Annotated in this window: 16 protein-coding genes and 1 pseudogene; 12 read left to right on the top strand and 5 right to left on the bottom strand. The window is 36.7% G+C overall.

From position 1 onward, the window contains the following. Nucleotides 1-291: 291 nt before the first annotated feature. The 5 genes and pseudogenes from B7992_RS08375 to B7992_RS08360 form a co-directional block, all read right to left on the bottom strand. A complete protein-coding gene (locus B7992_RS08375; RefSeq protein WP_249269265.1) occupies nt 292-636 on the bottom strand; it encodes a hypothetical protein in 345 nt (114 codons plus the stop codon). Nucleotides 637-767: 131 nt separating this feature from the next. Continuing rightward, on the bottom strand, nt 768-1,883 hold the full coding sequence (locus B7992_RS08370) for a hypothetical protein (RefSeq protein WP_073284244.1): 1,116 nt from the start codon (nt 1,881-1,883) through the stop codon (nt 768-770). Nucleotides 1,884-1,965: 82 nt separating this feature from the next. Then, on the bottom strand, nt 1,966-3,132 hold the full coding sequence (locus tag B7992_RS08365; RefSeq protein ID WP_254917658.1) for a M48 family metallopeptidase: 1,167 nt from the start codon (nt 3,130-3,132) through the stop codon (nt 1,966-1,968). An 18-nt stretch (nt 3,133-3,150) separates the two neighbouring features. Then, nucleotides 3,151-3,324 (bottom strand): annotated as a pseudogene (locus tag B7992_RS17400) (response regulator transcription factor); the annotation flags it as partial. Between the two features lie 239 nt (nt 3,325-3,563). After that, a complete protein-coding gene (locus B7992_RS08360; RefSeq protein WP_141100417.1) occupies nt 3,564-4,961 on the bottom strand; it encodes a hypothetical protein in 1,398 nt (465 codons plus the stop codon). Between the two features lie 485 nt (nt 4,962-5,446). Between B7992_RS08360 and B7992_RS08355 the strand changes: the two genes are divergently transcribed. The 12 genes from B7992_RS08355 (at nt 5,447) to B7992_RS08300 (ending at nt 23,877) form a co-directional block, all read left to right on the top strand. Then, nucleotides 5,447-6,547, top strand: coding sequence for a DUF2278 family protein (locus B7992_RS08355; protein ID WP_088666034.1), 1,101 nt, complete (start codon nt 5,447-5,449; stop codon nt 6,545-6,547). Between the two features lie 291 nt (nt 6,548-6,838). Continuing rightward, entirely contained in the window at nt 6,839-7,879 is a 1,041-nt protein-coding gene (locus tag B7992_RS08350) for a DUF4332 domain-containing protein (RefSeq protein WP_073284250.1), read from the top strand. A gap of 12 nt (nt 7,880-7,891) precedes the next feature. Then, on the top strand, nt 7,892-8,449 hold the full coding sequence (locus B7992_RS08345; protein WP_088666032.1) for a hypothetical protein: 558 nt from the start codon (nt 7,892-7,894) through the stop codon (nt 8,447-8,449). 155 nt (nt 8,450-8,604) lie between these two features. Beyond that, nucleotides 8,605-9,198, top strand: a complete 594-nt coding sequence (locus B7992_RS08340; RefSeq protein ID WP_073284255.1) for a hypothetical protein — start codon at nt 8,605-8,607, stop codon at nt 9,196-9,198. A 29-nt stretch (nt 9,199-9,227) separates the two neighbouring features. Then, the gene (locus tag B7992_RS08335; protein ID WP_141100416.1) at nt 9,228-9,890 is read left to right on the top strand and encodes a hypothetical protein; all 663 of its coding nucleotides are present in this window, start codon (nt 9,228-9,230) and stop codon (nt 9,888-9,890) included. Nucleotides 9,891-10,036: 146 nt separating this feature from the next. Next, nucleotides 10,037-11,620, top strand: coding sequence for a hypothetical protein (locus tag B7992_RS08330; RefSeq protein WP_088666030.1), 1,584 nt, complete (start codon nt 10,037-10,039; stop codon nt 11,618-11,620). Then, complete coding sequence (locus B7992_RS08325; RefSeq protein WP_088666029.1) at nt 11,620-12,282, top strand: hypothetical protein; 663 nt, start codon at nt 11,620-11,622, stop codon at nt 12,280-12,282. The genes B7992_RS08330 and B7992_RS08325 overlap by 1 nt, the downstream gene beginning before the upstream one ends. Then, nucleotides 12,272-12,880: a hypothetical protein gene (locus tag B7992_RS08320; RefSeq protein WP_088666028.1), complete on the top strand. Its 609-nt coding sequence runs from the start codon at nt 12,272-12,274 to the stop codon at nt 12,878-12,880. The genes B7992_RS08325 and B7992_RS08320 overlap by 11 nt, the downstream gene beginning before the upstream one ends. An 18-nt stretch (nt 12,881-12,898) precedes the next feature. After that, entirely contained in the window at nt 12,899-14,389 is a 1,491-nt protein-coding gene (locus B7992_RS08315; protein WP_141100414.1) for a DUF6765 family protein, read from the top strand. A gap of 26 nt (nt 14,390-14,415) precedes the next feature. After that, nucleotides 14,416-21,057 carry a PLAT/LH2 domain-containing protein gene (locus tag B7992_RS08310; RefSeq protein ID WP_088666026.1) on the top strand — a complete coding sequence of 2,214 codons (6,642 nt, stop codon included), beginning with the start codon at nt 14,416-14,418 and terminating at the stop codon, nt 21,055-21,057. Next, nucleotides 21,050-21,904, top strand: coding sequence for a BspA family leucine-rich repeat surface protein (locus tag B7992_RS08305; protein WP_073284275.1), 855 nt, complete (start codon nt 21,050-21,052; stop codon nt 21,902-21,904). Before B7992_RS08310 ends, B7992_RS08305 begins: the two co-directional genes overlap by 8 nt. A 47-nt stretch (nt 21,905-21,951) precedes the next feature. Beyond that, complete coding sequence (locus B7992_RS08300; RefSeq protein ID WP_088666025.1) at nt 21,952-23,877, top strand: DUF4474 domain-containing protein; 1,926 nt, start codon at nt 21,952-21,954, stop codon at nt 23,875-23,877. Nucleotides 23,878-23,951: the final 74 nt, after the last annotated feature.

Here is a 23,951-nt window from a genome sequence, read left to right as displayed (position 1 = left end):
CCTATTCGGAAAGAAATAACCCGTTTACGGGTAGCCGGGTAAGGACCATCGCAGGGGGCAGACTGCGTACGCGTGTTAGCGCGTGCCGTAACATAGGGCTTTGTCCGTCTATGAAGAACCACCGGCCGGTGGGTTCCTTTTTTGTGAAAATTGGACTAAAGTATCTGGTTGGAATGACTTTTTGTGTGTGTTTGTATATATGCCGTCTTACACTGTTTATACATTGACTGAATGTGAAAAACTCATCCGCTTTCGCGAATGAGTTTCTTTTTCTCCTTCTTTTTTATGGCTTTACTTTACGTCATCTAGTTTCAAGTCGTTGATGAGCGTTGTGCCGCTAATGGTGTAGTGGGCTATCATCGAGGCGTCACTTGTGTATCGGAACTGCTCGCCACCTTCCTTATCCTTGCCCAAGACGACATCTGCGTGCAGACGGACGTTGGCTCCTTCGGGGATGCCGGTTTCGGAGAGGTTGATTGTCCTTTCCCCGGCTGCGCAAATGTCGTGGTAGCCGGAGGGTTCGTACACTCCCGAACTGTTGTCGGATTCCGGGTCATTCCAGTTGATTCGCATTCTAACAACGAATGCACCAGAATTCTTCAGCGTGATTGCCTTGATGTGCTTGATTTTTGCCATTTTATTCTCCTTCTTAGGCGTGTTTTTAACTAGGAATGTGTAGACATTCCCATGGGGTGTTTTTCGGAATAGGGGATGCTTGCGCGCCCCCTATATTTTTTGAGGTGTAGTTTCTTTATTGGGGTTTGGACCTAGATCTTGCTAAAATCGGTCAACTGTTCGTGGGGCAGGTTTTCATCTGCACGATTCAGGTGGACCTTGCCGATTTTTTTGACATTTTCAATGTTGAAGCATAGGTCGTTGGGGGTTACGAACATGGCCTGCATCTCTCGAGCGTTCTTGATCATGTCCTTAATCGAGGTGAAGGTAAATCCCAGCACTTCCATGAGCGTTTTCAGCAAATTCTCGATGGCGCTGCTGAGTGCGTTTCCCTTCAGCATCATGACGCGGTTACTGCGGTCGCTTTCGACGATCTCTTTTGCGAGGTCTTCAAGATTGGCGACAGGTTCTTTGGGGGCCACAGCCTGGTGGAATGCCTCTGTCTTGAAATCGTATTCTGCGGCATGTTCTGCGTACAGGTCGAGGAGTGTGTTGGCCTTTCTGCGGTTTTGGTTGAGCAGTCCCTTCTTGGAGGTGCGGCAACTCAAATCGGCGTCCTTTGTCAGTTTCAGCTTAAATTTGCGATTCTTCTTTGAGGCATCCAAATAGCACTGGTAAACCAGGGACGAACAGACCATGGTGTAATTGTGTCGATATTTATCGTCTAACAGTTTTTTTAATTCAGCGGCAAGGCATCTGAGAAGTGCGATGATGATGGATTGCTTGATCCCTGCCTGGGAATGGTCCTTGTAAAGGAGGATTAGGGCCAGGAATACCAAGTCGGCGTAGGGGTAGGGGAGGTCCTGTTCCACGTATCCCTTGGCGGCTGCAAGAACGGGGGCCATTTCCTTATCGGAATAGAAACTGCTCTTGTTGCCAATTTTAGAAGTCTTGATCAGGCGACTGACATAAGCAACGCGATCTTCGGGATTACTGGTTACCTTATGACCCTGGATTCCGGTGGATCCTGCGTCAGTTAGGGCTTCAACGGGCCCATGCTGATAGAATAATGCTCCGTGAGAAACCCAGGAGTTGGTGAAACAGAGGATCAACTTGGTGATAAGGGATTCTTCTCCCTCGCCACTGAATGCCAAAATGTCGCCGGGGCGTAGGTCTTCCAGAGGAATTATCTTAGTGTAATAATCATCGGGCTTCTTGCCGGTGATTTTTTTTAGGTAGGTGTCAATCTTTTTGCTGTTCTCTTCCATTTTTAGGTTTCCTTTGCTGATGTTTCAAAGATAACCCCTGGTAGTATGGTTCGTCCATCACTCAAATGGGTGATTTTTAGCATTAGTCTAGATTCCACAATAGGCTAATAAAGCATTCCTGCTGCTCTTCAGTAACGCCTTTCAGGAATTCCTTTACGTCGTTTTTCTTGAAATTAGGGTGGTATTCCCTGAGTTTTTGCACATGCTTGTGGCTTTCTTTCAAGTTGCCCTTCTTATTGTTGCAGGCAATCATGAAGAGGCGGGCGAATGGAGTCGCGGGGTGGATCATCAAGACCTGCTGAGAAATGAGTTCGCATTTCTCGTATTCGTCCTGTAGCAGGTAGATAAAGGATTTGGCGATAAGTTGGAATGGTTGCTGATTTACATCGGGAATGTAGAGACTGTTTTCGTCTAAAAGCTTCAGGGCTTCTTTTTGCTTGCCTACCAGCAGGAAGATTTGCGTCAGGTATCTTCGTGCCATGACGTCCTGAGGATTTGCTTCCAGGATTTGCTCGAAATAGGCTATGGCGTCGCTCTTGTTGCCTATTAGGATGTTGTAGAGGGCCATCATGAACTGCGAATAGGCGGAATAGGGTGTGTTCCGCATGGCCTCGCAGGCCAACGCCCCGATTTTGGACGTGTAAATTGTCGCGTCAACCCAGTTTTCGATGATGGCTGTGTAATAGACGTTGGCTAGAGTGTATGCGAGATAACCGTTTCCTTTCTGGGAGTCGAGAATGGATTGCAGACTTGATTCGCATTTCGAAAATTCGTCCCTGTTGCGATTTTCCATCATTACGTTTGCGAAGCTGGAAGCGTACCACCAATCGGATTTTAGATCCGAATTTTCGGCGTACTTGGACGCTGCCGAAATGGTCATGTTGCGGAAAATCTGTATGGCGATGCGGGCTGCGAAAAGCTTGATCTCATCTTCTGACTTGATCTTTTGAAGATTGGACCAAAGCAAGGTTGAAGATTCATCTTGGTAAAGAGTGATGAATAGAGAGTCGCCGGAACCATGAGTAGCTGTAAGTTTAATCTGGTAATCCGTGCCGTTGTTAATTTGTTCAGGAGGAACGACCTGTATTTTGAAAATATGGTATTGGTGCAGCGCCTCGATCGTTGCGCAGACGACGCTGTAGGCTAGGGGAGTGCTTTCGAGAATGGAATTTTTTTCAAAGGCTACGACAATCTCTCTCTTGTTTGGCGATTGAGAAGATGGACGCTGGCTAAAGTTCTCTTCTGTCAAATCAATCGATGCGGCTTCAGTCCTGTTAGTTACATCAAGAATCTTGTAGATGTTCGCTAGATGGGTTTTTACCGTATTTTCTGAAATGTTCAGAGTACGGCAAATTTCCCCGTTTGTTAATCCCCTTCGCAGCAGATTTAAGACTTCAAGTTGCCGGGATGATAATTCCTCTTTTTTTGATTTTCCAAACATGAGGCAAAATTTAGCCAAAATGTATGTTTTTTTGTAGAAAGTAATAGAATTTATGCGTAAAATTTTTGTTTTGTTGTGAAAATAATTTTTTGCATATTTTAAATAAAATGCTTAACTAGTACGTTGTATGACAAATGTATAACTAATGTATGACAACGCGAGTGTGCTCGTTGCAGTGAACCTTTAAAAAAGGAAAGCCAGACGAGACGCCTGGCTTTTTGTGTGCGATAAGAGTTTTCCTATTTCAGGATAATGCTCTTGCCGCTGGCGATACCGTTCTGCTTGACAGACATGATATAACGACCTGCCGGAACCTTTGCGGAATTCCAGTTGATGCTGTGGGAACCCGGCTGGAGGTTTTCGGTGGTGATGCTGGCGTAAGAATGGCCGTCAACACCGATAAGGTTGATTTCGACCTTGCCTTCGGAGAGCAGTTCTACATTCATGGCAGTACGGCTTATACCCTTGATTGCGACTCCAGAAGGTGCTGCAATGGGGGCGTTGACCATGTTTTCGGCAACCACGGGCTTTGCTTCAGAAGCGGCTTCCTTAGTTGCAGAGGATCCTGTCATCCATGCGATTCGGTAGTCGGTATCTACCGATCCTGAAATGATGTTCTTGATGCGGCTGATGTAATCATCGCTCAGGTTGAAGAAATTCCAGGAGTTGTTGTTACGGGTGTCTTCGTCATCAACATGCAGGGTGCTCTTGGATATATTAGATGATGCCGTGGGATTTGCGAAGATACCGTAGGTGCTTGTGAAAGGATAGCTTCTGCCGTTCTTGGTAGCTGCTGGTACGAAGCAATAATACATCTTGGCGTCTTTTTGGATTACGCTGGGTTCCATGAATCCGTATACTTTATTGCTGGGAGTGTTATCTTCGGTATCGTGATATCTAACGAATTCGTAGGATCCGCTAGGACATTCGTCGTCAAGCTTCAAAACGATGTAATCGTATGTGGCCTGGTATAAGGACATGTTGCTGACACGAAGAGGGCAATAGTAGAATTCGGGATTCTTCTTGTCGTCAATTACAACGCCTTTCGGTTTTTTTGAACCGCTACTGATTTTTGTGGCGGGATTTGTGTCTTCGGCATCAATATGAATGTAATTCTTCTTGCCGTTAAAGCCGGGACAGACGTAATCCTTGTCTACCAGCAAACCGATTCTGTTGTTGAATGTGGGGTGCTTGCTGTTGGAAAGGTATCCTCCATTGCTGCTTTCAAGGACTATGTCGTAAGGATAGTTGTTTCGGGTATAGGGCTGGTAGCAGCGATTTGAAGATGACGGCTTGATGGAGAAGGGGTTGCCGAAATCTTTTGTCTGCAAATCACCGATAGGATACCAACCGTAATTAATGACGACTCGGTATACGTTACCATTAACTTTTTCAATTTGAGCAGGGAAGTCAACGTTGAGTTTAAAATCCTTGGTTGGGTCGGAACCATCGTTGCTTGAGAAATAAGCGTAAAGCTTTAAAGTCCAATTGGTTGTTGGAAGGTAGTTGTAGATTTGAAATCTAGGTGCGTATTCGCATTGTGCACCCTGCGAACCGTAGAAATCTACGCGGAGATTGTTGGAGGCGAAACTCATTGTTGCCGCCAGAAGTGCTGAAGCCAGTATTTTTTTATTCATTGGGGATACACTCCAAAGACCATTTCTTTGGTTAAGAAACGGTATGTTAAATAATCGTACTGTAATGAGGTACGAGAAGGTCTTTCGTTAGTTTATGAATAGAATCTTCCTAACCGATTTTTTCGTCTAACGAATCTTCTTGCGAAAATATAAGATTTTGTATAAAAATACGGACTTTGTTTTGAAAAAAATATTTTTATGGATTGTTTTGTTTATCGTGTATTTTGTATTTTCAAAAATTTTTTTTAGTGCGATGAAATTGTTAGTAAGAGAATAATGTATAGATAAATGATTTGTTTGAACGACTGCTGTATTGATTTTTGCCAACTATGTAATACATTGTGTAGCAAAATGTTTTGTCTGCAGAAAGTTGTAAAAAATGATGGAAAATTTTTTTAGATGAAAACACATAGACAAAATAATGTGATTTTTCTAACATGAAATCGCTTTAAAAGTTTTAGAGCGTTAATCCGAAAGGGAATTACATGAAGATATCATTGTGGAAAAAGGTTGCGTTGCTTGGCTTAATTGCTTTGGCTGCATCTGTATTTGCTCAGCAGAGTAAATATGGTTATGTTGTGGGAACTTTTGTTTCTGGCTCAAATGAAGTGGAACGCATTGGGCAAGAAGGTAAGTTTCTTCATTATCGTTTTAAAATAAAGACAAGTAACAATACGGTGTATGAATGCGTTATTGACGTCAAAAATGGGCATAAGTATGAATTCCCGTATAGAATTGTCGAAATGCGTGATTATAACGCTAGCTATTATGGTAATATATGGTCTGCAACAAATGCGTATCACCCGATTACAATGATTTCGGGTGTGGGCGGCACCGCTTCAGAAGGAGCTTTGGACTACATTCGTCATAAAGGAATTCTTCTTGATATCGCTGGTAGAAGATGGCAGCATGCTATTGCCTATCAGACAAGTGATCCTATGCAGTATAAGCTGCCGATGTTTGATGATCTCTTTAAAAATGTCAAGAGAATTTACGTGTTTGGTGCCCCTTATTCAAAGGGATACGGAATGCATCTGATCCACCAGAATCAGGGGGACCAGAATCCTGCTCATATATCGGGAAACGGTATTTTTCAGGATGGAGCTGTCATATTTGAGTATTCTGCGATAGGTGCCAAGAAGCCTGTGCGAAAAATGTTGATGGTTAAATTTGATGACCAGCCGAATGAACCGGGCCAATCTGATTTTTCTTATACAACCGATCCGGATGGAAGCGGCCCTCTGCATATTGGACAGGCTGCCCCCTATTATGAAGAAGAATTTTATTTTAGTGGTAGGCCTGGCCTTTCTGAAGCTACTGTGTCAAAAATACACGGACCGTTTAATGCTGAACAAATCGAAGTTTATGCCGATAATAATGAAGACGATTGTATGTCTTATAGCGATGTGGATTTGTTCCTTGGCAATACTCCTACATTGACGAAAGATTCTGGCTCTTTAACCTTTTCTCGACAAAATGGTTGTATTAATGAATTCGTTCGTTACTATGGCAATGATCATTACTACTATTACATAAACGCCTGGGATCCGGATTCAAGACCGAGAATCCGTCTGCGCTATAGGTAAACAATTCAAATAAAAAATGAGAATCCATTCGCTATGCGGATGGATTTTTTTTGTTTTGTTGGTAAAATTCTTTGAGTTTTTTTTGGTATATTTTTTTTTACAGGCGTGATGCTATACAATGTATAGCTGCTGTATTAATTGCTTTGTACTGATTTTTATTGCGATTAAATTAAAAATTTAAATGATACTTTTTTCTTATTATCTTGTCGGTTGTCATTTGTGTAACAATTAGAAATGCTTTGGTGTGAGTCTTTTTACTTGACAAAACGCCATACTTTTCAAGGGATAAACATGTCCAGTAGCTTAATTAGTATTGCCGGAATTGACAATAAAATGGTTGATATTTTATCGTCAAAGGCTGGAATCAAGACTTTAAAACAATTTTATGATGCGACTCGGTCGGCTAAAGATCGAAAAATCTTGTCCGAAAAAACGGGTATCGCGTTGGCCAATATTAGCCATTGGGCCACGCAGGCGGAATTACTTCGTGTTGATGAAATGTCTTACAATGAAGCGTATGATTTGATTGATGGCGGAATTTATTCCGTTGAACAATTGAAAAATACCGATGCAAAGGAAATATTGCAGAAGATAAAAAAAATAAATACCTTTTCTAATATTACAGAAAGTAAAATTTTGCAATTGCAAAAATCAACTGTGCAATCTGCGAAAGCCTTTGATTCCTGCTCAATTCAAAAGGAGTTGGTTGTGTCCAGTGGCGATACTCCTAGCATTTACTCTGATCTATCGAGTGTTATTACGGAATTGGGTAAGGGCGTTGCGCAAGCGCAACGAGCTTTGGATGAAAATTCTATGGCTATACAGAATGAAATTTTGCAGAATGATAGACTGTATAGTGCAGGAATGCAGGCCACATGGTATGTGATGCCTGAAGTTGAATTTACAATGAAAATAGATTACGCAGTTTCTAAAGAACGGAGTATGACAGGACAGGTTCTTAGCTCTGAAATTAGTATTGCTCCAAGTAATGCGACTTTCTCTAACTTGTTTAAATCTTCGAAAAAAGAGGAGAGTACTATCAAGTTGAGAATAGTTCCGATTCCTCCAAGTGATAAGTTTGTTGTAAGAAGATATATGCCGGATTTAAGTCTCCTACCTACTATTGGGGAAATAAGAAATGCTTTGGATGAAATAAATGTTTCTGTTTATGAAATTGATCCGGAAGAAGCGAAGAATTGGAGTGATGGTGTACATGTGAATGTAATTCATCAAGAACCTGCCAAGAATACGATTTTAAATATGGGCGTCGTCCCGAAAATAACGTTGAAAAAAATAGAATCCAAAAATGAATTGGATGGTAAGAATAAATAAAGCGGAGAAAGAATGGCTACACTTTCTGAACAATTATCTCGTCTGTATGTAAAATCGAGTTCATTGACCAAAAAGAGAATTCAAGAAGAGCTTAAAACGCTTGAAGAAAAAATAGTTGAGTATGAAGGAAAAATTCATGAACTTGATGTCGTAAAAAAAACATTGGAAGAAAAATCCGTGGAATTGGCTTCTGTAAAAGTTCGTTTGGAATCGGAACAAATAGAAGCTCAAAAGCAAACAGATGCTTTCAATGAAGAGTATAAAAAGTATTTAAGCTCAAAAGAAGAACTAGAAAAATTACAAGCACAAATTAGAGCATCTTATTCAACGGAAGACATTTCATCTTTCTTGAACAAGATGATAAATGATTTTAATACAAGTTCTGCTTCTGATACTGATGTTGCCAAATATATCATCAACAACATGGATGTTGATTTGAAGGTGAGAATTTATGATGATAGTAAAAATAATGGTGGAAAATCATTCAAGTTTACTGCACCTAGCATTAGTGAGACGACTGAAGACAGCTTGAGTAGTATAAAAATCACAATTCAAGCGGTTCCAAAATAAAAATGATTTTTTTTAGTAAGTACCGTCACGTCAATTGAATCTAGGAGGATTATCTATAGAAAAAAGTATTTAATGAATATGTTTTAAGCTGAAGTCCTGACTAGAATGTTTTTTTTAGAGGGGGCTTCTTAACAAGAAAAAAAGGAATAATAGATATGTCAATCGGAAAAGATCTTTTAAACGTTCCGTTTGGTGACATGGTCATGCAGTTAGCTAATGCGATTGCGGAAGGTCAGTTCAAAATGGATATGGCCAGCTGTAAGATTGCCAAGTTAATGGGTGATGTTGAAACATGTGGAATTGAAATTCCTAATTTCGGTGATTCGTTAACTGGCTCTGAAACGGTTTCCTTGATTGGTGCTGGTTTTCAACCAACTTTTTATCAGTTTACTGATACAATTATTGAAGTTAAGATCTCAATTTCAACGACTATGTCTGTAGAAACGTCGGCGTCAGTAGGCTTTACCTGTTCATGTGCGTCTGTGAATGCTTCTTTTTCTGCAAAGTACTCTTATTCTGCAGAGGGATCTAGCTTGATTAGGACGAAGATTACTCCTGTTCCGCCAAATGCTTTTATGTCAAAATTGTTGGATTTGAAAGCCCAGTTGGAGCAGAAAAAGTTTGAAAAAACATTGCAGTTAATCGAACAGGAAATAGCAAAGGAAACCTCTTCAGAGGAAAATAAACCTGCATCGAATAATTCTGAAAATAATCAAAATGTACCGGCAGAAGAACCTGCTGAAACTTAACACTAAAATAAATAAAGAGGATTATAAATATGAGTATTGGTCAACAATTACTGGATGTACCCTTTAGTGATATGGTTGCTAATTTGGGCATGGCTATTGCTAACGCTCAAAAATCTCTTGATGAAAATTCAATTGAAATTCTAAAGATGATGGGGGAAGATGATACTGTGTCCCTTCCCATGGTTTCTGTTTCTTATCACAGTGAAAAAGATAAGGATGGAAAGACTGGCATTGAAGTTACTGATAAGGAATTTAAAACTTCTATGATTGGTGCTGGTTTTCAGCCAACCTTTTATCAGTTTGCAGAAACTGTTATTGAGGTCAAAATTGCTATTAGTATGAATCAGGAAGCAACTTCTGAATCTACTTCACATAATGAATCCAAAGAAACAAAAAAGTCTTGGCGTAAAAGTCGTGCTAATGTATCTACTGTAGATGCAACGTATTCTAGTAAATATAGCTATAGTGCTGAAGGCTCAAGTTTGTTGAGAACTCGTTTGGTTCCTGTACCTCCTAATACGATCATTGCTCAGGCAATTGATATGAGGAGCCAGGCTATGAATAAGATTTTCCAGATTGAATCTGATAGGGTTGCTATGGAAATTGAAAAGGCCAATAATGATTATGATACAAAACATACTTCTACCACCCCACCTCAAATAGAAGTAGACAACAAAGAAAAGGATCAGTAATTAAATCGAGTAATATCGTTTAATTATATGGATGTTTTGTTGTGACAATTTCTTTTTTGGACAGAAATTGTCATTGGAATGAGCGGCCTTGATTAGAATATTAAGGGTGCTCATTTCTCAAATTAAGATTTTGATTATTACAGCACATGGATGAAAATACAGAAGAATATTTAGACAGCCTGTTGTTTGATGATATTGAAGGGCTGCTGTTTTCTGAAGAATATGCTGATTCAGACGACAATGCGTCGTTAATATCTGAAATTGCGGAATCGGAAATTCCCAGCGATTGTAGTACTTTAGATAATATTGCTGTATCTCCTGATGAAAATAAAAATGTTAATAGTGAATCGTCCATAGAAAAAGAAAATGTTCTAAAAATTGATGATGGGGATGATTCGTTTGCTAGAGAACTTGATTCATTTGCCATAGAAGAATTACGTACCTCTTTAGGAGCGTTTAAAGAGAAGAAAAATTCCTTAATTAGAGAAGGTTTTGAAACAAATACATTACGTAATTCTATTGATAGTGCTGAACGGACCATTTTTTCTTCTGTAAATCAGGAAGAAAAAAAAATAGCTGGTCGCGAAGTTTTTTTTTCTGGGCTTTTTTGTGATTCCTTGTGGAATCAAGGGTCTCTTTTTGGTTCAAAATTTAATGATTTTTCTTTACAAGAAAATATCGGGCCAGAATCTCTAGGTAAAATTGAACGGATTTGTCAACGGGAAAATCGATTTGCTGAATCTCTGTCTCAAGAAAGTGTGATCTTTGATGCAGAAAGGGCTAATGCGAAAATAAGAGATTCTTTTGTGAATGAATCTTCCGATAATACCGAAGAATTCCATAAAGAATCAGAAGTATCTCCGGTCATGAAAAAAAGAATGGTTTCTGAGGATGTCGAAATCATTAAAGTTTCAAAAAAAAGTATGCTTGATGCAAGAGTCCTTTGTGAAACCATTGTCGCAAAGGATAAATTGAGATTAGCTGAATCTTGTTTAAAAGAAAATAATGCATCAATCAATTCTGGTTTTGTAAGTGTTTCAAAAAAAGATTTGTTGAAATCAAACTTATCTGAACGTAGAACGGGAAAATATGATTCATCAATCAAATTGGATTCTGCGAAGGTTTCAAAAAATAGTTTGCTGGAAATGGAATTGCGTTGTGAATCTAAAATTGCGATTAAAGAATCAAGTTTATCCGAATGTAGAAAGGATGAAATTGATTCATCAATTAAATTGGATTCTGCAAAGGTTTCAAAAAATAGTCTGCTGGAAACGGAATTGCGTCGTGACTCTATAATTTCTGTTAAAGAATCGAAATTATCCGAAAATGAAACTGAAAAAAATAGTGTGTTTATTAGATCAGAATCCGTAAAAGTTTCAAAAAATAATTTTGAAATGGAGGCGCAACGAATTTCTGTTTCTGTTAATCAAGCTTCCATTGATACGAAATCTGATAAAAAAAATAAAACGAAAGAACCTCTTGAATTAAAGAATAAAAAAAGATTTGACAATAATTTTTCTGTCGCTGTTGAACTTAAGGTGAAAAGTTCCGATTCAATTAATTCTAAAAGAGAATCTTTTTCTTCGGTAAGTATTACTTCTTCATTTAGAGGCCTAAGGGGTAATGCTAATGAAAAAAAAACAAGGATGTTGATATCCCGTGATGTAAAAAGATTTTTTTCTTGTGATAATATGAAAAATAGTTTTAATCAAAAAAAAAGGTTGTTTTAATGGCTACTATAGGGTTTGATGAGCAGATAGAGCAAATTGTCAAACAATTGACAGAAAAAATAAATATGGCTATTTCATTTGCCTTGGATGAATCGAAATCGTTTGAACAGGCTGAAGCCATTTTCAATGAAGCTATAACTGTTTTGGAGTATTACCAGTGCGGCGATACCGCAGCAGAACAGCTTATAAATTTTTCCAAGATAACGTACTTTAGAAAAGAATGTAGAAAAGCTTTGCTTTTTGCTACTGATGCTGTAGAAAAAAGTGTGACAGATAATGTCAGGGAAAAAGCATCTAATAACCTTCATGATATGGCTTTTAAGTTGTTAGAATACATTGTAATCAATGATAAGGGACAGATTAACGTAACCTTTGATGATGTCCAGTCTTTTTTAGTTCCTCAGGATTATTGTAACGCTTTGCAAAAGGCTTATGAGGCGAGAAATTTAATCAAAACAAAGAATGATCTGGTCTTTGTTACGAATGCTTTGAAGAAACTTTCTATGGAGGTTTTGAGGCAAGGACTAAGACAAGAAAAGGATGGACATTTTGCAGACTCATTGTCCCTATTAAAGAATGTTCTGCCGTTCTTAAATGTAAAAAGAGCGGAAATTGTAAATAAGGAAATTGAAAAAATGGAGGGCATTAGCAATGCTGTCTAAACAGTTAAAGAATATCGTTGACATACTACACGATATGGATAAAAAAGCTGCACTTTTTTTAAGTAATCAAAATTATGATGATGCTCTTGCCGTGTATAAAGAAATTTTGAAAGCCCAAGAACAGCTGAAACTTGAAAAACTTTGCGGCCATACCATGTTGAACATTGCGAATATATACATGATGCAAAATGACTATGATCAAGCTTTGGCGAATATCAGTAAGGCTGCTATGTTGAAATCAATGCAGTCCGATAATGATGACCGTGGGAATTTGAAGCTGACTCAGGCTAGCTGCTTGTTTGTAATGAATAAGGGAAAAGTGGCTGAATCTGAACTAAAGAACGAACTTCGTAAAAATAGTAATAAAACGTTGTGTGGAAAAATAGAACTGCTTTTGTTCTCTTATTATAAAGATGTGCAGAATAGGTTGGCTGCTCGAACATTTATTGATAAAGCGATAAATCACTTTAAACTTGATCATAATAAAGAAGAATTATTGCGGGCATTAAAAGGTCGTGTAGATTATTTTAGGTCAATTGGTCAGGGGCATTACGCCCAGTTTGACGAAAGTGAAATTGAACGTTTGATGAATTCCTGAAAATAGGAGGTCTTCGATATGCAGAAGGATTGCCACTATTATGGAACTTATTATATGGCTACGAAAGCTGGATTTAACCATGAAGAAGCTGAAAAAATCGCCTGGGCTGCTCAATCTGTGGATGAAATGGATCATGATGTCGTTAGAAAGCTTAGAGATAATGCTGTTGAATTGGAAAAAAATAAAGATAAATCAAAAAAAAATGAAACTCTAAAAAAGGAATATACTGAACTATACTACAATGTGGTTACCGTACATGACTTCATTTTTTATTTATTTCAAAAAGAATGGACTCGACAAGACTCTTTGTTGCAAATGTCGAAGCAGATTGAATCTGTTTGGTCTGTTTTTCATTTTCTGCCGGCAAATATAACTGACAATGAGTTGAAATTAAAAGATAGATCTCCTGAATTGAAAACGGTGAAAATAGAGGGGTATGATACGGATTTTGCCGAAAAGAAATACAAGAAGGATTTGAAATTGGTTTGCAAACCTTCTTCAAAGTTGGCAAATCAAATTTTTCAATTTGTACTTGATTTTGTTAAATCCAATTCTACACCAGAATTCGGTTTTAGTGATGAAGTTTTGTTTTCGATTGGAATTTTTATGCATGTAATTGCTGATACATGGTCGCATCAAGATTTTTGTGGCTCATGTAACATGCATGTAAATCGTGGTGCGATTGTAGAGGGTGGCAATCGAACTTCATTTGAACCCAATTGGGGGGAAATTGGACTTGGAAAAATTGCGTGGTTAAATTCAAAATGGTTTGAATATACTGGTAAAGATACTCCTTTTCGCTGCTTTTCGGCTATATGGACGGGACATGGAACCTCCGGAAGTTTCCCTGATATTCCTGGGAAAAAGTACACTTATATTCCAGATTATTCAAATTCGTCTATTACAGTTGATAACCCAGATCGATTCAGGAAAGCTTTTGCTCAAATGTATTATATCATGAAAGCTTTATATGAAAAGAGAGAGTATGAAATTTCATCGAATGTAGATATCCCAGATTTTGTAGAAAATGCTGGTAAAATTTGTTTTACCGATGGCGATGAAAAAGATCGATGCGAATTGTGGAATACGTTTTTAGAAAAAAAATTGAAAGAGTATGACAAAAATAATGAAAACTGTAATTCAAAAGTTTTTCTAATCCGCGCTTATGAATACAGAAAATTCGCTTTAGAAAAAATTGCTAAAGAAATTATAAATGATCCAGACTACTACAAAGATGTTGAAACATTGACTATAAAGGAGTTGATGTCTTCAAAATTTGAAGAAGCGTTAAATGCGCTTGGTACAGTGACTCAATACCTTTCCGAAAATGGGCTGGTCAAGGTTCAGGATAGTTTAGGTAATAATCTTGATAAACTTGGGGAAAAATTGGATGAAAGTATGTTTAAACTACTTGATCAATTGTCTGTTAAAGGTGATGTGTGGGATAAATTTTCCCATGAAATCTCTCTGCAAAATTTCAAACTGATGAAAACAGGTTCTTCGTTTTAATCTTAGAACAGTAAAAAAGGATTTGTATGAAGGAATGGATTTTAAATGTTTTGTGTAAGTTGAATTGTGGTCGGTTGAAAGTCTTGGTTCGCGAAGATTTGCCAGTCAATGCATTGTCCGGTGCATTCAACAATACTATTGTATTATCAAAGAAATTGGTTTCAATGCAACAAGAAAATCTATTACCGAAAAACGTATTCATTTTTATCCTTTTACATGAGATAGCTCATCTTATTCAACAGTCTGTGTTGTCTAAAATGCTTTCAAAGGATGAAATTGCTGATTTTATTCAATTAAATAGAGACTCTTTAGAAAAAAATGCTGATGAAATTGCATTTTCCTTTTCTTGTGGGGATATGTGGAGAAAGGTAATTTCTTTAATTGATTTTTCTGATGCTCTTGAAGATTCGCCATCTTTTGATTATGATAATCTTTCTGTTCAATGGTGGATGGTTGATGGAATTTTATCGGAAGCATTGTTGACGGAAGATCCTGAAAAGGCTGGAAAGGCTGATGATATAAAAAAAGATGTGAAAGCTGCTATAGAAAATGTGAAAAATGATGAAGAACTGAATGAACTATTAGAAAAAACATTGTCGATAAAGGCTGATAAAGATTTTTCTGATGAAGTTTTTGATGTTCAAACTGCTGCTATAGAAGAAGGCATTCATGAAACGTATGCAAGAGATGCTTTGATTGAGCTTGAAAAAAATTGTAATCAGCATATTGACGAAAGATCCAAAGCGCTAAATATCAAATTAAGTTTTGAAAATACGGGTAATGGCGGACGAAATTGTTTTACAAAAAAGAACGGAGAAATTGTACATAAAATTAATTGCGAATCATTTGTACAAGGGGCTCAATGGAATGATCGGTGGCATTATTCTAATATAAATTTTGCCATGAAGTTTTTTTTTGCAGAACTTTCTGGAGACTTATTTGAAAAAGATGCTTTTGTTTACTCAAGTCATCTTAAAAGAATGCAATTCTTGCATTCAATGGATTGTAGTGGAGGATGTAAATCGCTTAACTATAGGAAAATTAGGCGATGGACTGAATTTTGTATAGATGTTTTTAACAATATTGAAGTTTCTCAAGTAAAAAAACATATTCAGGATTTGACCATTGATGAATATGTAAATATAGTTGATGATGAATTGTTCCGAATCATGATGCGAGATTTGCTTGATAGTGCATATGGTTCGAAATCAATTAAATATTTTTTTGGGGGTGATAAATTTGATGCAGGATCAGTTGCGCTAGGTTGTGTTTCGCATATGATTCAAGATAGTTTTGCTTTGTCTCATGTAAAACGCTGCTTGGATCCGTTTGCGATACGACGCTCATCTGATTTTGATTTGTCTATCGATGGTCAGAAAAAAAAATCATCAAGTGATTCTGTTGATATATCTCTTGATGGTAAAGATGATAAATCAGAAATGTTGGCAGGTAATCCCATACAAGTTGAAAACGATAAGTTTAAAAATTGTAAAGAAAATGTCAAAAATGGTAAGGAAAAATGGGATTATGATAAATTTAGAGAATCGTTGTCTCGTCAGGCGATGCCTGTAATTCTATATGCGAATTATGAAAAACAGGATGCAGCGAAACATAAGCATGCTGATGTTTTTTTGACTCATATAGATAGTCAAAAAAAGAAAACGAATGTCCGTCGTGTAGGTCAGTGGATTTTTAATAATCCTCAAACAGATGATGCTTTGCATGAAGACTTCTATGTGCAGACATTGAATGCGACAATGGCGAGAGATTGTTCCGAAATGTTTGTTTATATGACCGCAATGGATTATCCCAAGGAAGAAATATTAAACTTTCTTGATTCAATTTATCTTTCTTTTCGTAGTTTGGGTGAAACAACTACATCGGGCTTGCAGTATTGTTTGAAGGACTCTGTTGAAAATAGATATGAAAATGCAATAGAATCCTTAATGTGTTATAATTTTAATGAGCCTTTAGTTAGTCGAATCATAACTTTTAATAGAACTATTATTTTACTTAAGGATATTTTTCGACGCACTTCTATAGTAAATAGATTGCGGAGAAATGAGTGCTTTCATCATGTTTGTGAAATATTTAACGAAATATACTCATGGACATTTGTGCTTGCACGAACTTATAAGGATTGTCCAGGCTTGAGTTCTTTCTGTGTTGAGTGTGCAGGAAGCATATATTATTTGTTTTTAAAAGTATGTAGTTGCCTAAATGATATCGAAAAAAAAGCTGATGAACTAGATGGTGTAAATAATGGTGAAACGAAAAGTCGTATAAATGACGTGAATGTATCAGCCCAACTGGTGAAAACGTTACTAGAAAATATAATGAGAAACAAGGGCGTCAATTGCTGTAAAGAATATAACGATATGAGTAAGTCGTTTGAAGAAAAAAAGCAAATTGGCATGACGGAAAAATGTTTTGTAGTACAAATTATTTCTGGTGATGAACGATGTGCTGGTACGGATGCCGATGTCCATTTGAAAATTTATGGGAAAATAAAAGACGAAAATGGTAAAGTGAAAGAAATTTTAGTTGGAGAATATCCTTTAATCGATAATATTGGAAACTCGTTTGAAAGATGTTCTTCTGAAATATTTGAATTTTATACTGATAAAGATGTTTTCGAGATTACAAGTATCACGATTGGACATAATGGTAAATGGTGGGGAGATAAATGGTATGTTGATGATATCATTGTGTCTGCCCCTCTTAATTTGATGGAAAGTGGATGGGTATTTCATGTCAAAGATTGGATTGATAAGAATGAAGAAATGAATTTGTCTGCATATCCGCTTGAAAAGATGCGGTATTTTACTTTAAAGATTTATACTGGTGCTGAGCATTGGGCAGGAACGAATTCAGATATATATATATCAATATTTACTAAAAAAGACGGTGAAGTTGTTGAAACAGACGCAAAATTAATTGATAATGTGAATGATAATTTTGAAGCTGGTGATATAGACTTTTTTACAATAGAATGTCAGTCTAGTATTGATGATATTTGTAAGATAAAATTGAAAAATGATGGATCTGATAAATGGTTTGTTGATAAAGTTGTTGTAGCCGATGTTATTACTGAAAAAACATGGTTTTTTACGGCCAAACAATGGGTGACGAATGATAAAGATCTTTTCTTAAGTCGAGAGGAAGGCTGTAATTTTGTAGTAGATATTTATACTGGAGAGCAGTCGTGTGGTGGTACGGATTCTAACGTGTTTATTACCATTTTGGGCGAAAATGGCGAAACGAAAGAAACTGAACTTAATGATTCGAAGAATAATTTTGAACAAGGAAGCAAGGATACTTTTTGGATTTCTTCTGAAAATAGCATTGGTGTAGTGACTGGTGTTAAAATAAGAAAGAATGGGCGAGATGATTGGTTCCTTGATAAAGTGGTTGTAACAGATAATATTTCCGGGAAAAAATGGAATTTCTTTGCAAATTGCAAAGTGGGTAATGATGAATCCGTTTCTTTGCCAAACCCAAAACTAAAAAGTTGCTTTGCTATAGATGTTTATACTGGTTATGAATCTAATGGCGGTACGGATGATGATGTCTTCGTTGCTGTCCATGGAAAAAATGGAAATGAAATCCCAAAACAGAAATTGGATGGCTCGAAGAATAATTTTGAAAAAGGTAGTAAGGATTCCTTTACGATTACATCAGATGTTTATGTTGATGAAATTGATTACATAGAACTTTATAAGGAGGGTAGTGACGATTGGTTCCTAAATAAAGTTGTTGTAAAAAATATGCTTACGGATGAAGTGAAAGAATTTGTTGCCGATTGCTTAATTGGAGATGATGAATGTGTTAGACTACCTAAAATGACGGTGGAAAGCTGGTTTACAGTTGATGTCTATACCAGTAATAAAAGTGATGCCGGAACTGATGATGATGTGTATATGTCTATTCATGGGAAAAATAATAGGCTGATACCTAAACAACAACTTAATAATTCAAAAAATAATTTTGAAAAAAAGGATAAGGATACTTTTACAATTACATCAGATGTATGTATTGATGATATTGATTACATAAAGGTGTATAAAGATGGGAACGATGATTGGTTCCTTGAGAAAGTTGTTATAAAAAATGAGATAACAAAAAAAGAGAATGTGTTTGTTCCTAATAGAAAAATTGGTAAGGATGATGGTCCTTTTTATCCGCATGTTGCGCAACAGTCATTTATCGTTGATGTTTATACCGGAACGGAATTTGGTTCTGGAACGGATGATGATGTGTTTATTTCTATTTGTGGGCAAAATGGTGAAATAGAAGATTACGAACTTTGCGATTCGAAAAATAATTTTGAAAATGATGGTAAAGATACTTTTGTAGTTTCCTCTGAAAAACCGATTGGTGATATAACGAAAATTAAGGTTCGCCTTAAAGGTAGTGGACGCTGGCTCCTTAATAAAGTTGTTGTGACTGACATGATCACGAATGAGGAATGGGTGTTTATGTCGAATCAATGGCTTGAAAATAATGAAGTGGTTTTGACCCAGGAATCTCGGACTCGTTTGAAGTTAGAGGTTTTTACGAGCGATGACGATTATGCTGGAACGGACGATAAGGTTGAAATTGCTCTTTATGGTGAAAATGATAAAGTTATCCTGCCTTTCGTAGTTCTCGATGATTCGCATAACAACTTTGAACGTGGTGATCGAGATTTGTTTACTCTGTACATATTTGATGACTTTGACAGTATTAAACAAATTGGTGTGAAAAAAGATGGTAGTGATAAATGGATACTTGATAAGATTGTTGTGACGGATGAAAAAACTGAAAATGTAAAGGTGTTTACTACTAATCAAGCCATTGAAAAAAATCAAGAAGTGAGGTTACTTGAACAGGATTCTTTAGTGAATTTTAAGATTGATGTTTATACAAGTAATCAATATAAGGCTGGAACTGATGGGGATGTAAAAATTGCCATTTATGGAAAAGATGGTGCTTTGATCCTTCCTTTTACAAAGTTGGATAATTCGGAAAATAATTTTGAACGAAATAGTAAGGATTCCTTTATTGTTTCAACTTCGCTGGAGGAAAAGAACCTCTCGTATGATAATATTGAGTATGTTGAAATAACTCAAAATAACCGCGATGACTGGCTTTTGGATATCCACGATGACTGGCTTTTGGATAAAATTATCATAACGGATATTTACTCAAAAACTGAATGGACCTTTATTCCGGTTCCTTATAAAAAGATTACTAAAGGTGATACTATAAAAATTGATAGGAGTGAGAGAGGGAAGTGCTTCTTAATGAATGTCTATACAAGTGCAGAATCATATGCAGGGACTGACGATGTTATTGAGTTTGCGGTTTTTGGAAAGGAAGGTGTTGAAATAATACCATTTACTGCAATGAATGATTTTAAAAATAATTATGAAAAAAAAGATGTTGATTCATTTGTTTTTAATACTGAATTGTATGTTGATGATATAAATGAAGTAAGGGTAAGGCATAAAGGAGTTGATGATTGGTATTTAGATAAAATTGTAATAAGTGATGCAATTTCAGGGAAAGAATGGATGTTTGTCGCTAATTCATGGATAAGAAATAAAGAGGAAATTACATTATCTCATGAAGAATTAAGACATTTTGTAATTGATGTATATACAGATGGAAATCTTTTCTCGGGAACCGATGGTTCTGTAGAAATTTCAATAGACGGCGTGAAAAAGGTTCTTGATAATAGACATAATAACTTTGAAGCTGGGGATCGAGATTCGTTTACAATTCATTTTGACAAACCTTTCGTAGTTGCAGGTGAAGGTGGCTGTGATTGGAATCCTGTCGTTAAACTTTTGTGTAATGCTGTTGATGGCTGGACTCCAGAGATTGTCATAATATCTGATTTAAATTCAAATAATCGATGGGTTTTTGCTCCGGAAAAAACAACTCAAAATGAGTTCCTCTTGAAAAAATGTAAAGACTATACCTGTTTTGAGATTGATGTTTATACGAGTGATGAAACTGGGGCTGGGACAAACGCTAATGTTAAAATAGATATTAATGGCAATTGTCCTCAAAAGTTGCTAAACAATCGAAAAGATAATTTTGAATCAGGAGATAAAGATTCATTTATTGTAGTATATGAGAATTCTGTTGAAGAACCATCGTATATTACTGTTTCTCATGATGGCTCAGGAAAATTGTCTGAATGGAAATTAGGCAATGTTAATATTGCTGATTTGGTAAATGGAAAGGTCTGGCAATTTGCTGCAGGCAATAATTGTGTGATTAAAGCTAATGAAATGATTACTTTGGCTTATCGATGTGGGCGTTATTTTAGAGTTGATTTACCACAATCTGATAAAAAGATAGGTACTGAAATTTCTCTTGTTGGAGAAGAAGGCGATATTCCTTTTCAAAAAATCGATGGCAATACATCATTTTCAATGATATCTTATTCGGGAATAGGAAATCTTTTGAAAATCATAATAAAGAATGGGGATGATCAATCCGGATTGGATTGTGTTTCTGGAAAAATAACCATAACGGATATCTATTTGGGTAAAAAATGGATCTTTGATAGTGTTGGTTTGATTAAAGAGATTAATCAAGTTGAGTTGGAGCCAATTGAAATAATCGTTAACTCGAGAATAGGTTTCTATGAGAAAAAAGAGATTGCTTATGCCTAAAAAAATTGTCGTTGCGCAAGATTGTACTCATCTTAAACGGATTATTGAAGAAACTGTCAAACGAAATGGGGAAAAGTGTAATCTTAATTTTATAGACGTATCAAAAGTTGCTGATATGAATGGGCTCTTCCAATTTTCCAAATTTAATGGTGACATTAGCAAGTGGGATGTATCTAACGTTGCGGATATGAGTGATATGTTCTATTGTTCTGAATTTAACGGAGATATTAGCGAGTGGAATGTGTCTAAAGTGGTTGATATGAGTGATATGTTCTATTGTTCTAAATTTAGCGGAGATATTAGCAAGTGGAATGTGTCTGAAGTGGTTAATATGAGTGGCATGTTCTGCGGTTCTAAATTTAATGGCAATATCAGCGAGTGGAATGTATCTAAAGTCTCCGATATGAGTTGCATGTTTCTAAAAACTGAATTTATTGGCGATGTTAGCAAGTGGAATGTATCCAACGTTGTGGATATGAATGGCATGTTCTGCGGTTCTAAATTTAATGGCGATATTCTCGAGTGGAACGTGTCTAATGTAGCCAATATGAACTGTATGTTTCTAAAATCTATTTTTAATGGCGAAATTGGAAAATGGGATGTTTCGAGTGTCAAGAATATGAGTTGTATGTTTCAATTTTCCAAATTTAATGGTGACATTAGCAAGTGGGATGTATCTAAAGTTGCGGATATGAGTATGATGTTTTACCATTCCGACTTCAATGGTGATATTAGTAAATGGAACGTACCTTTAATGACCGATTTAAACAAAATATTTCTTTTTTCTGCTTTAGAGGACTCTGGAATGGTTCCTGGTTGGTATAATATGCGAAAAAGATTTCTGTAAAAGATTGTAAATCTCATTTTCTTTAATTTTATCAATCTGGAGTGAGTATGGACGACATTTATCGTCTTCATTTGACCGTTACAAGTGGATTTGCCTACCGTGCAAAAATTGATTTCAAAAACCCTGGTCAAAGTGACTGGAAAAGAAGTGGTAACCTTGCTAACGTGTCTTTGGGCATATCCAAAGAAGTCTATCTGAAAGATGTTTCTGGAATCCAGGAAGGGGCTGCTGTACGATTTGTTATGGATATAAGATTGGGGAGGACGGTAGTTGCTTCCGAAATTTTTGTTTATAAAAAAAACAGCGACTATTATGCTACGTACAATGGTACCAGAAAGAATATTTCCAATCCTAAAAGCGTGTTTAAGGGTAGATCACCTTCCTTCATTGATGTTGCCGATTTTAAGGGACGATTGTCCACTGCTATTAATGCCGGCGAAGCTTCCGCATTATTTTTAAAAGTGACGGGTGGTTATGCCTATAAAGTAAAAATTCAATATCGTAAGGATGGAAACTCTAGTTGGAATACCACGAATCACATAGTTAGTGTTACGGCCGGTATTCCCGAAATGGTAAACATCAGCGATGTAGATGGTATCAATTCGGGCTATCAATTCCGTTTCGTGATGGATGTTGTTGCGGGATATAGCAACGTTATCGCCAACGAATATTTTACCTATAAAAAGGATATAACGGCAATAGCAAGATACTGTTGTAAGGGCACTACACTTAATCCAAGAATTAATTACAATGGCGTTAAAGTTTATTCCCCAGTAGATTTTAGTTATGATTTAGACAAACAAAAAATAAATGCGTTTGCAAATGAAAACGCTAAAGAAGAAAAATTTAGAAATTTCAGTATTTATTCTAAAGATGATTCTGGTTTGTTTGTGAATGGTTGTGTAAGAGTTGAGAGTTACAATCTTGCTGATATCATGCTGTTTAAAAATAACGGCCGCATTGCTTTGATTACTGCTGAAAAGAAAAAAAATCAGTCTCAGATTACCACTTATGCTTCGGGGCCCAAGGATGATGGTGTAGGACACATTTGGTTCATTGACAAGGATTATAATTGCTATGAAGAAGATGTGTTTCTCTATGGAGAACTCGCGAAAAAACAAAGTACCGATTGCTGTAGAAGTAATGCTGACATTATTTATATATCTTGGAACGATAAACTAATGGGCGGAGATCCGATACTGAGATCCATCACGGCCAATGGCCAATTTCAAGATTTCTTTAAGACGGTTGGTTTTGAAAGTGTTGTTGATAAAGATACCGGAAGGCGTTTTTATCATGCCATGGTTGACTGTTTACAACGGAGATTTGGATATTGCGATTTATACGATGAAGTGTTCAACTATGCTACAACCATGGAATTTGAAAAGTTTGAATTCCTTTCTCAGGGAAAAAAGTATATTTTCTGGACTTGGAAAGGATATTACCTTAATTTGGGTGCAGGCGCAGAAATGGGTTTCTACGAGTTTGTTAAACGGATGAGCTTGAAGGAATTGACTGATAAAATGATGGAAGGCATTAGCGAGTTTTTTAAAGAACATGCTAAGTATATGCTTCCCGCTTTGCCCTTTACTGAACTTACCGCTAAAACAGCCTTTAAGAAAATCTTGAGTATGGTTGCTACAAATGATGAATATGATTACTATGAATCAATTAGTGGTACCCCGACTTTTCGCATGAAGCTTGCTCTTGCGGGTAAAAATAATCTTCCTCGTTTGATTCACTCCTATGAACCTACCGAGAAGCAATGGTGGATTACCACATTCGTGCCGTACCTACAGGGGGTTAATCCCAAGGATTTGGCTCCAGAATATACAGTTTGGATTGATGAGGAACATGCGCAATTGATTAATGATTTTGACATTGCTTGTGATCAAAAACCCGAAATGAAAGGTAAATGGCGTCATGAGTGGATTGATGGCGGTGTGCACACTTTAGTACATACTTTTGAGTAAAATATCAAACGTGTTTGGCGTCTTCGCTCATTTTTTTGGCGTGATTTTGTGTTTGCTAGGTTTTCGTTGTTTAA

It is taken from the genome of Fibrobacter sp. UWH1 (assembly GCF_002210365.1).
Classification (GTDB): Bacteria; Fibrobacterota; Fibrobacteria; order Fibrobacterales; family Fibrobacteraceae; genus Fibrobacter.
This window is presented reverse-complemented; position numbering and strand designations above follow the sequence as displayed.

Coding starts and splice junctions, on each gene's coding strand:
- B7992_RS08375 (WP_249269265.1), bottom strand. CDS start 636: ATGGCAAAAATCAAGCACATCAAGGCAATCACGCTGAAGAATTCTGGT.
- B7992_RS08370 (WP_073284244.1), bottom strand. CDS start 1,883: ATGGAAGAGAACAGCAAAAAGATTGACACCTACCTAAAAAAAATCACC.
- B7992_RS08360 (WP_141100417.1), bottom strand. CDS start 4,961: ATGAATAAAAAAATACTGGCTTCAGCACTTCTGGCGGCAACAATGAGT.
- B7992_RS08355 (WP_088666034.1), top strand. CDS start 5,447: ATGAAGATATCATTGTGGAAAAAGGTTGCGTTGCTTGGCTTAATTGCT.
- B7992_RS08350 (WP_073284250.1), top strand. CDS start 6,839: ATGTCCAGTAGCTTAATTAGTATTGCCGGAATTGACAATAAAATGGTT.
- B7992_RS08345 (WP_088666032.1), top strand. CDS start 7,892: ATGGCTACACTTTCTGAACAATTATCTCGTCTGTATGTAAAATCGAGT.
- B7992_RS08340 (WP_073284255.1), top strand. CDS start 8,605: ATGTCAATCGGAAAAGATCTTTTAAACGTTCCGTTTGGTGACATGGTC.
- B7992_RS08335 (WP_141100416.1), top strand. CDS start 9,228: ATGAGTATTGGTCAACAATTACTGGATGTACCCTTTAGTGATATGGTT.
- B7992_RS08330 (WP_088666030.1), top strand. CDS start 10,037: ATGGATGAAAATACAGAAGAATATTTAGACAGCCTGTTGTTTGATGAT.
- B7992_RS08325 (WP_088666029.1), top strand. CDS start 11,620: ATGGCTACTATAGGGTTTGATGAGCAGATAGAGCAAATTGTCAAACAA.
- B7992_RS08320 (WP_088666028.1), top strand. CDS start 12,272: ATGCTGTCTAAACAGTTAAAGAATATCGTTGACATACTACACGATATG.
- B7992_RS08315 (WP_141100414.1), top strand. CDS start 12,899: ATGCAGAAGGATTGCCACTATTATGGAACTTATTATATGGCTACGAAA.
- B7992_RS08310 (WP_088666026.1), top strand. CDS start 14,416: ATGAAGGAATGGATTTTAAATGTTTTGTGTAAGTTGAATTGTGGTCGG.
- B7992_RS08305 (WP_073284275.1), top strand. CDS start 21,050: ATGCCTAAAAAAATTGTCGTTGCGCAAGATTGTACTCATCTTAAACGG.
- B7992_RS08300 (WP_088666025.1), top strand. CDS start 21,952: ATGGACGACATTTATCGTCTTCATTTGACCGTTACAAGTGGATTTGCC.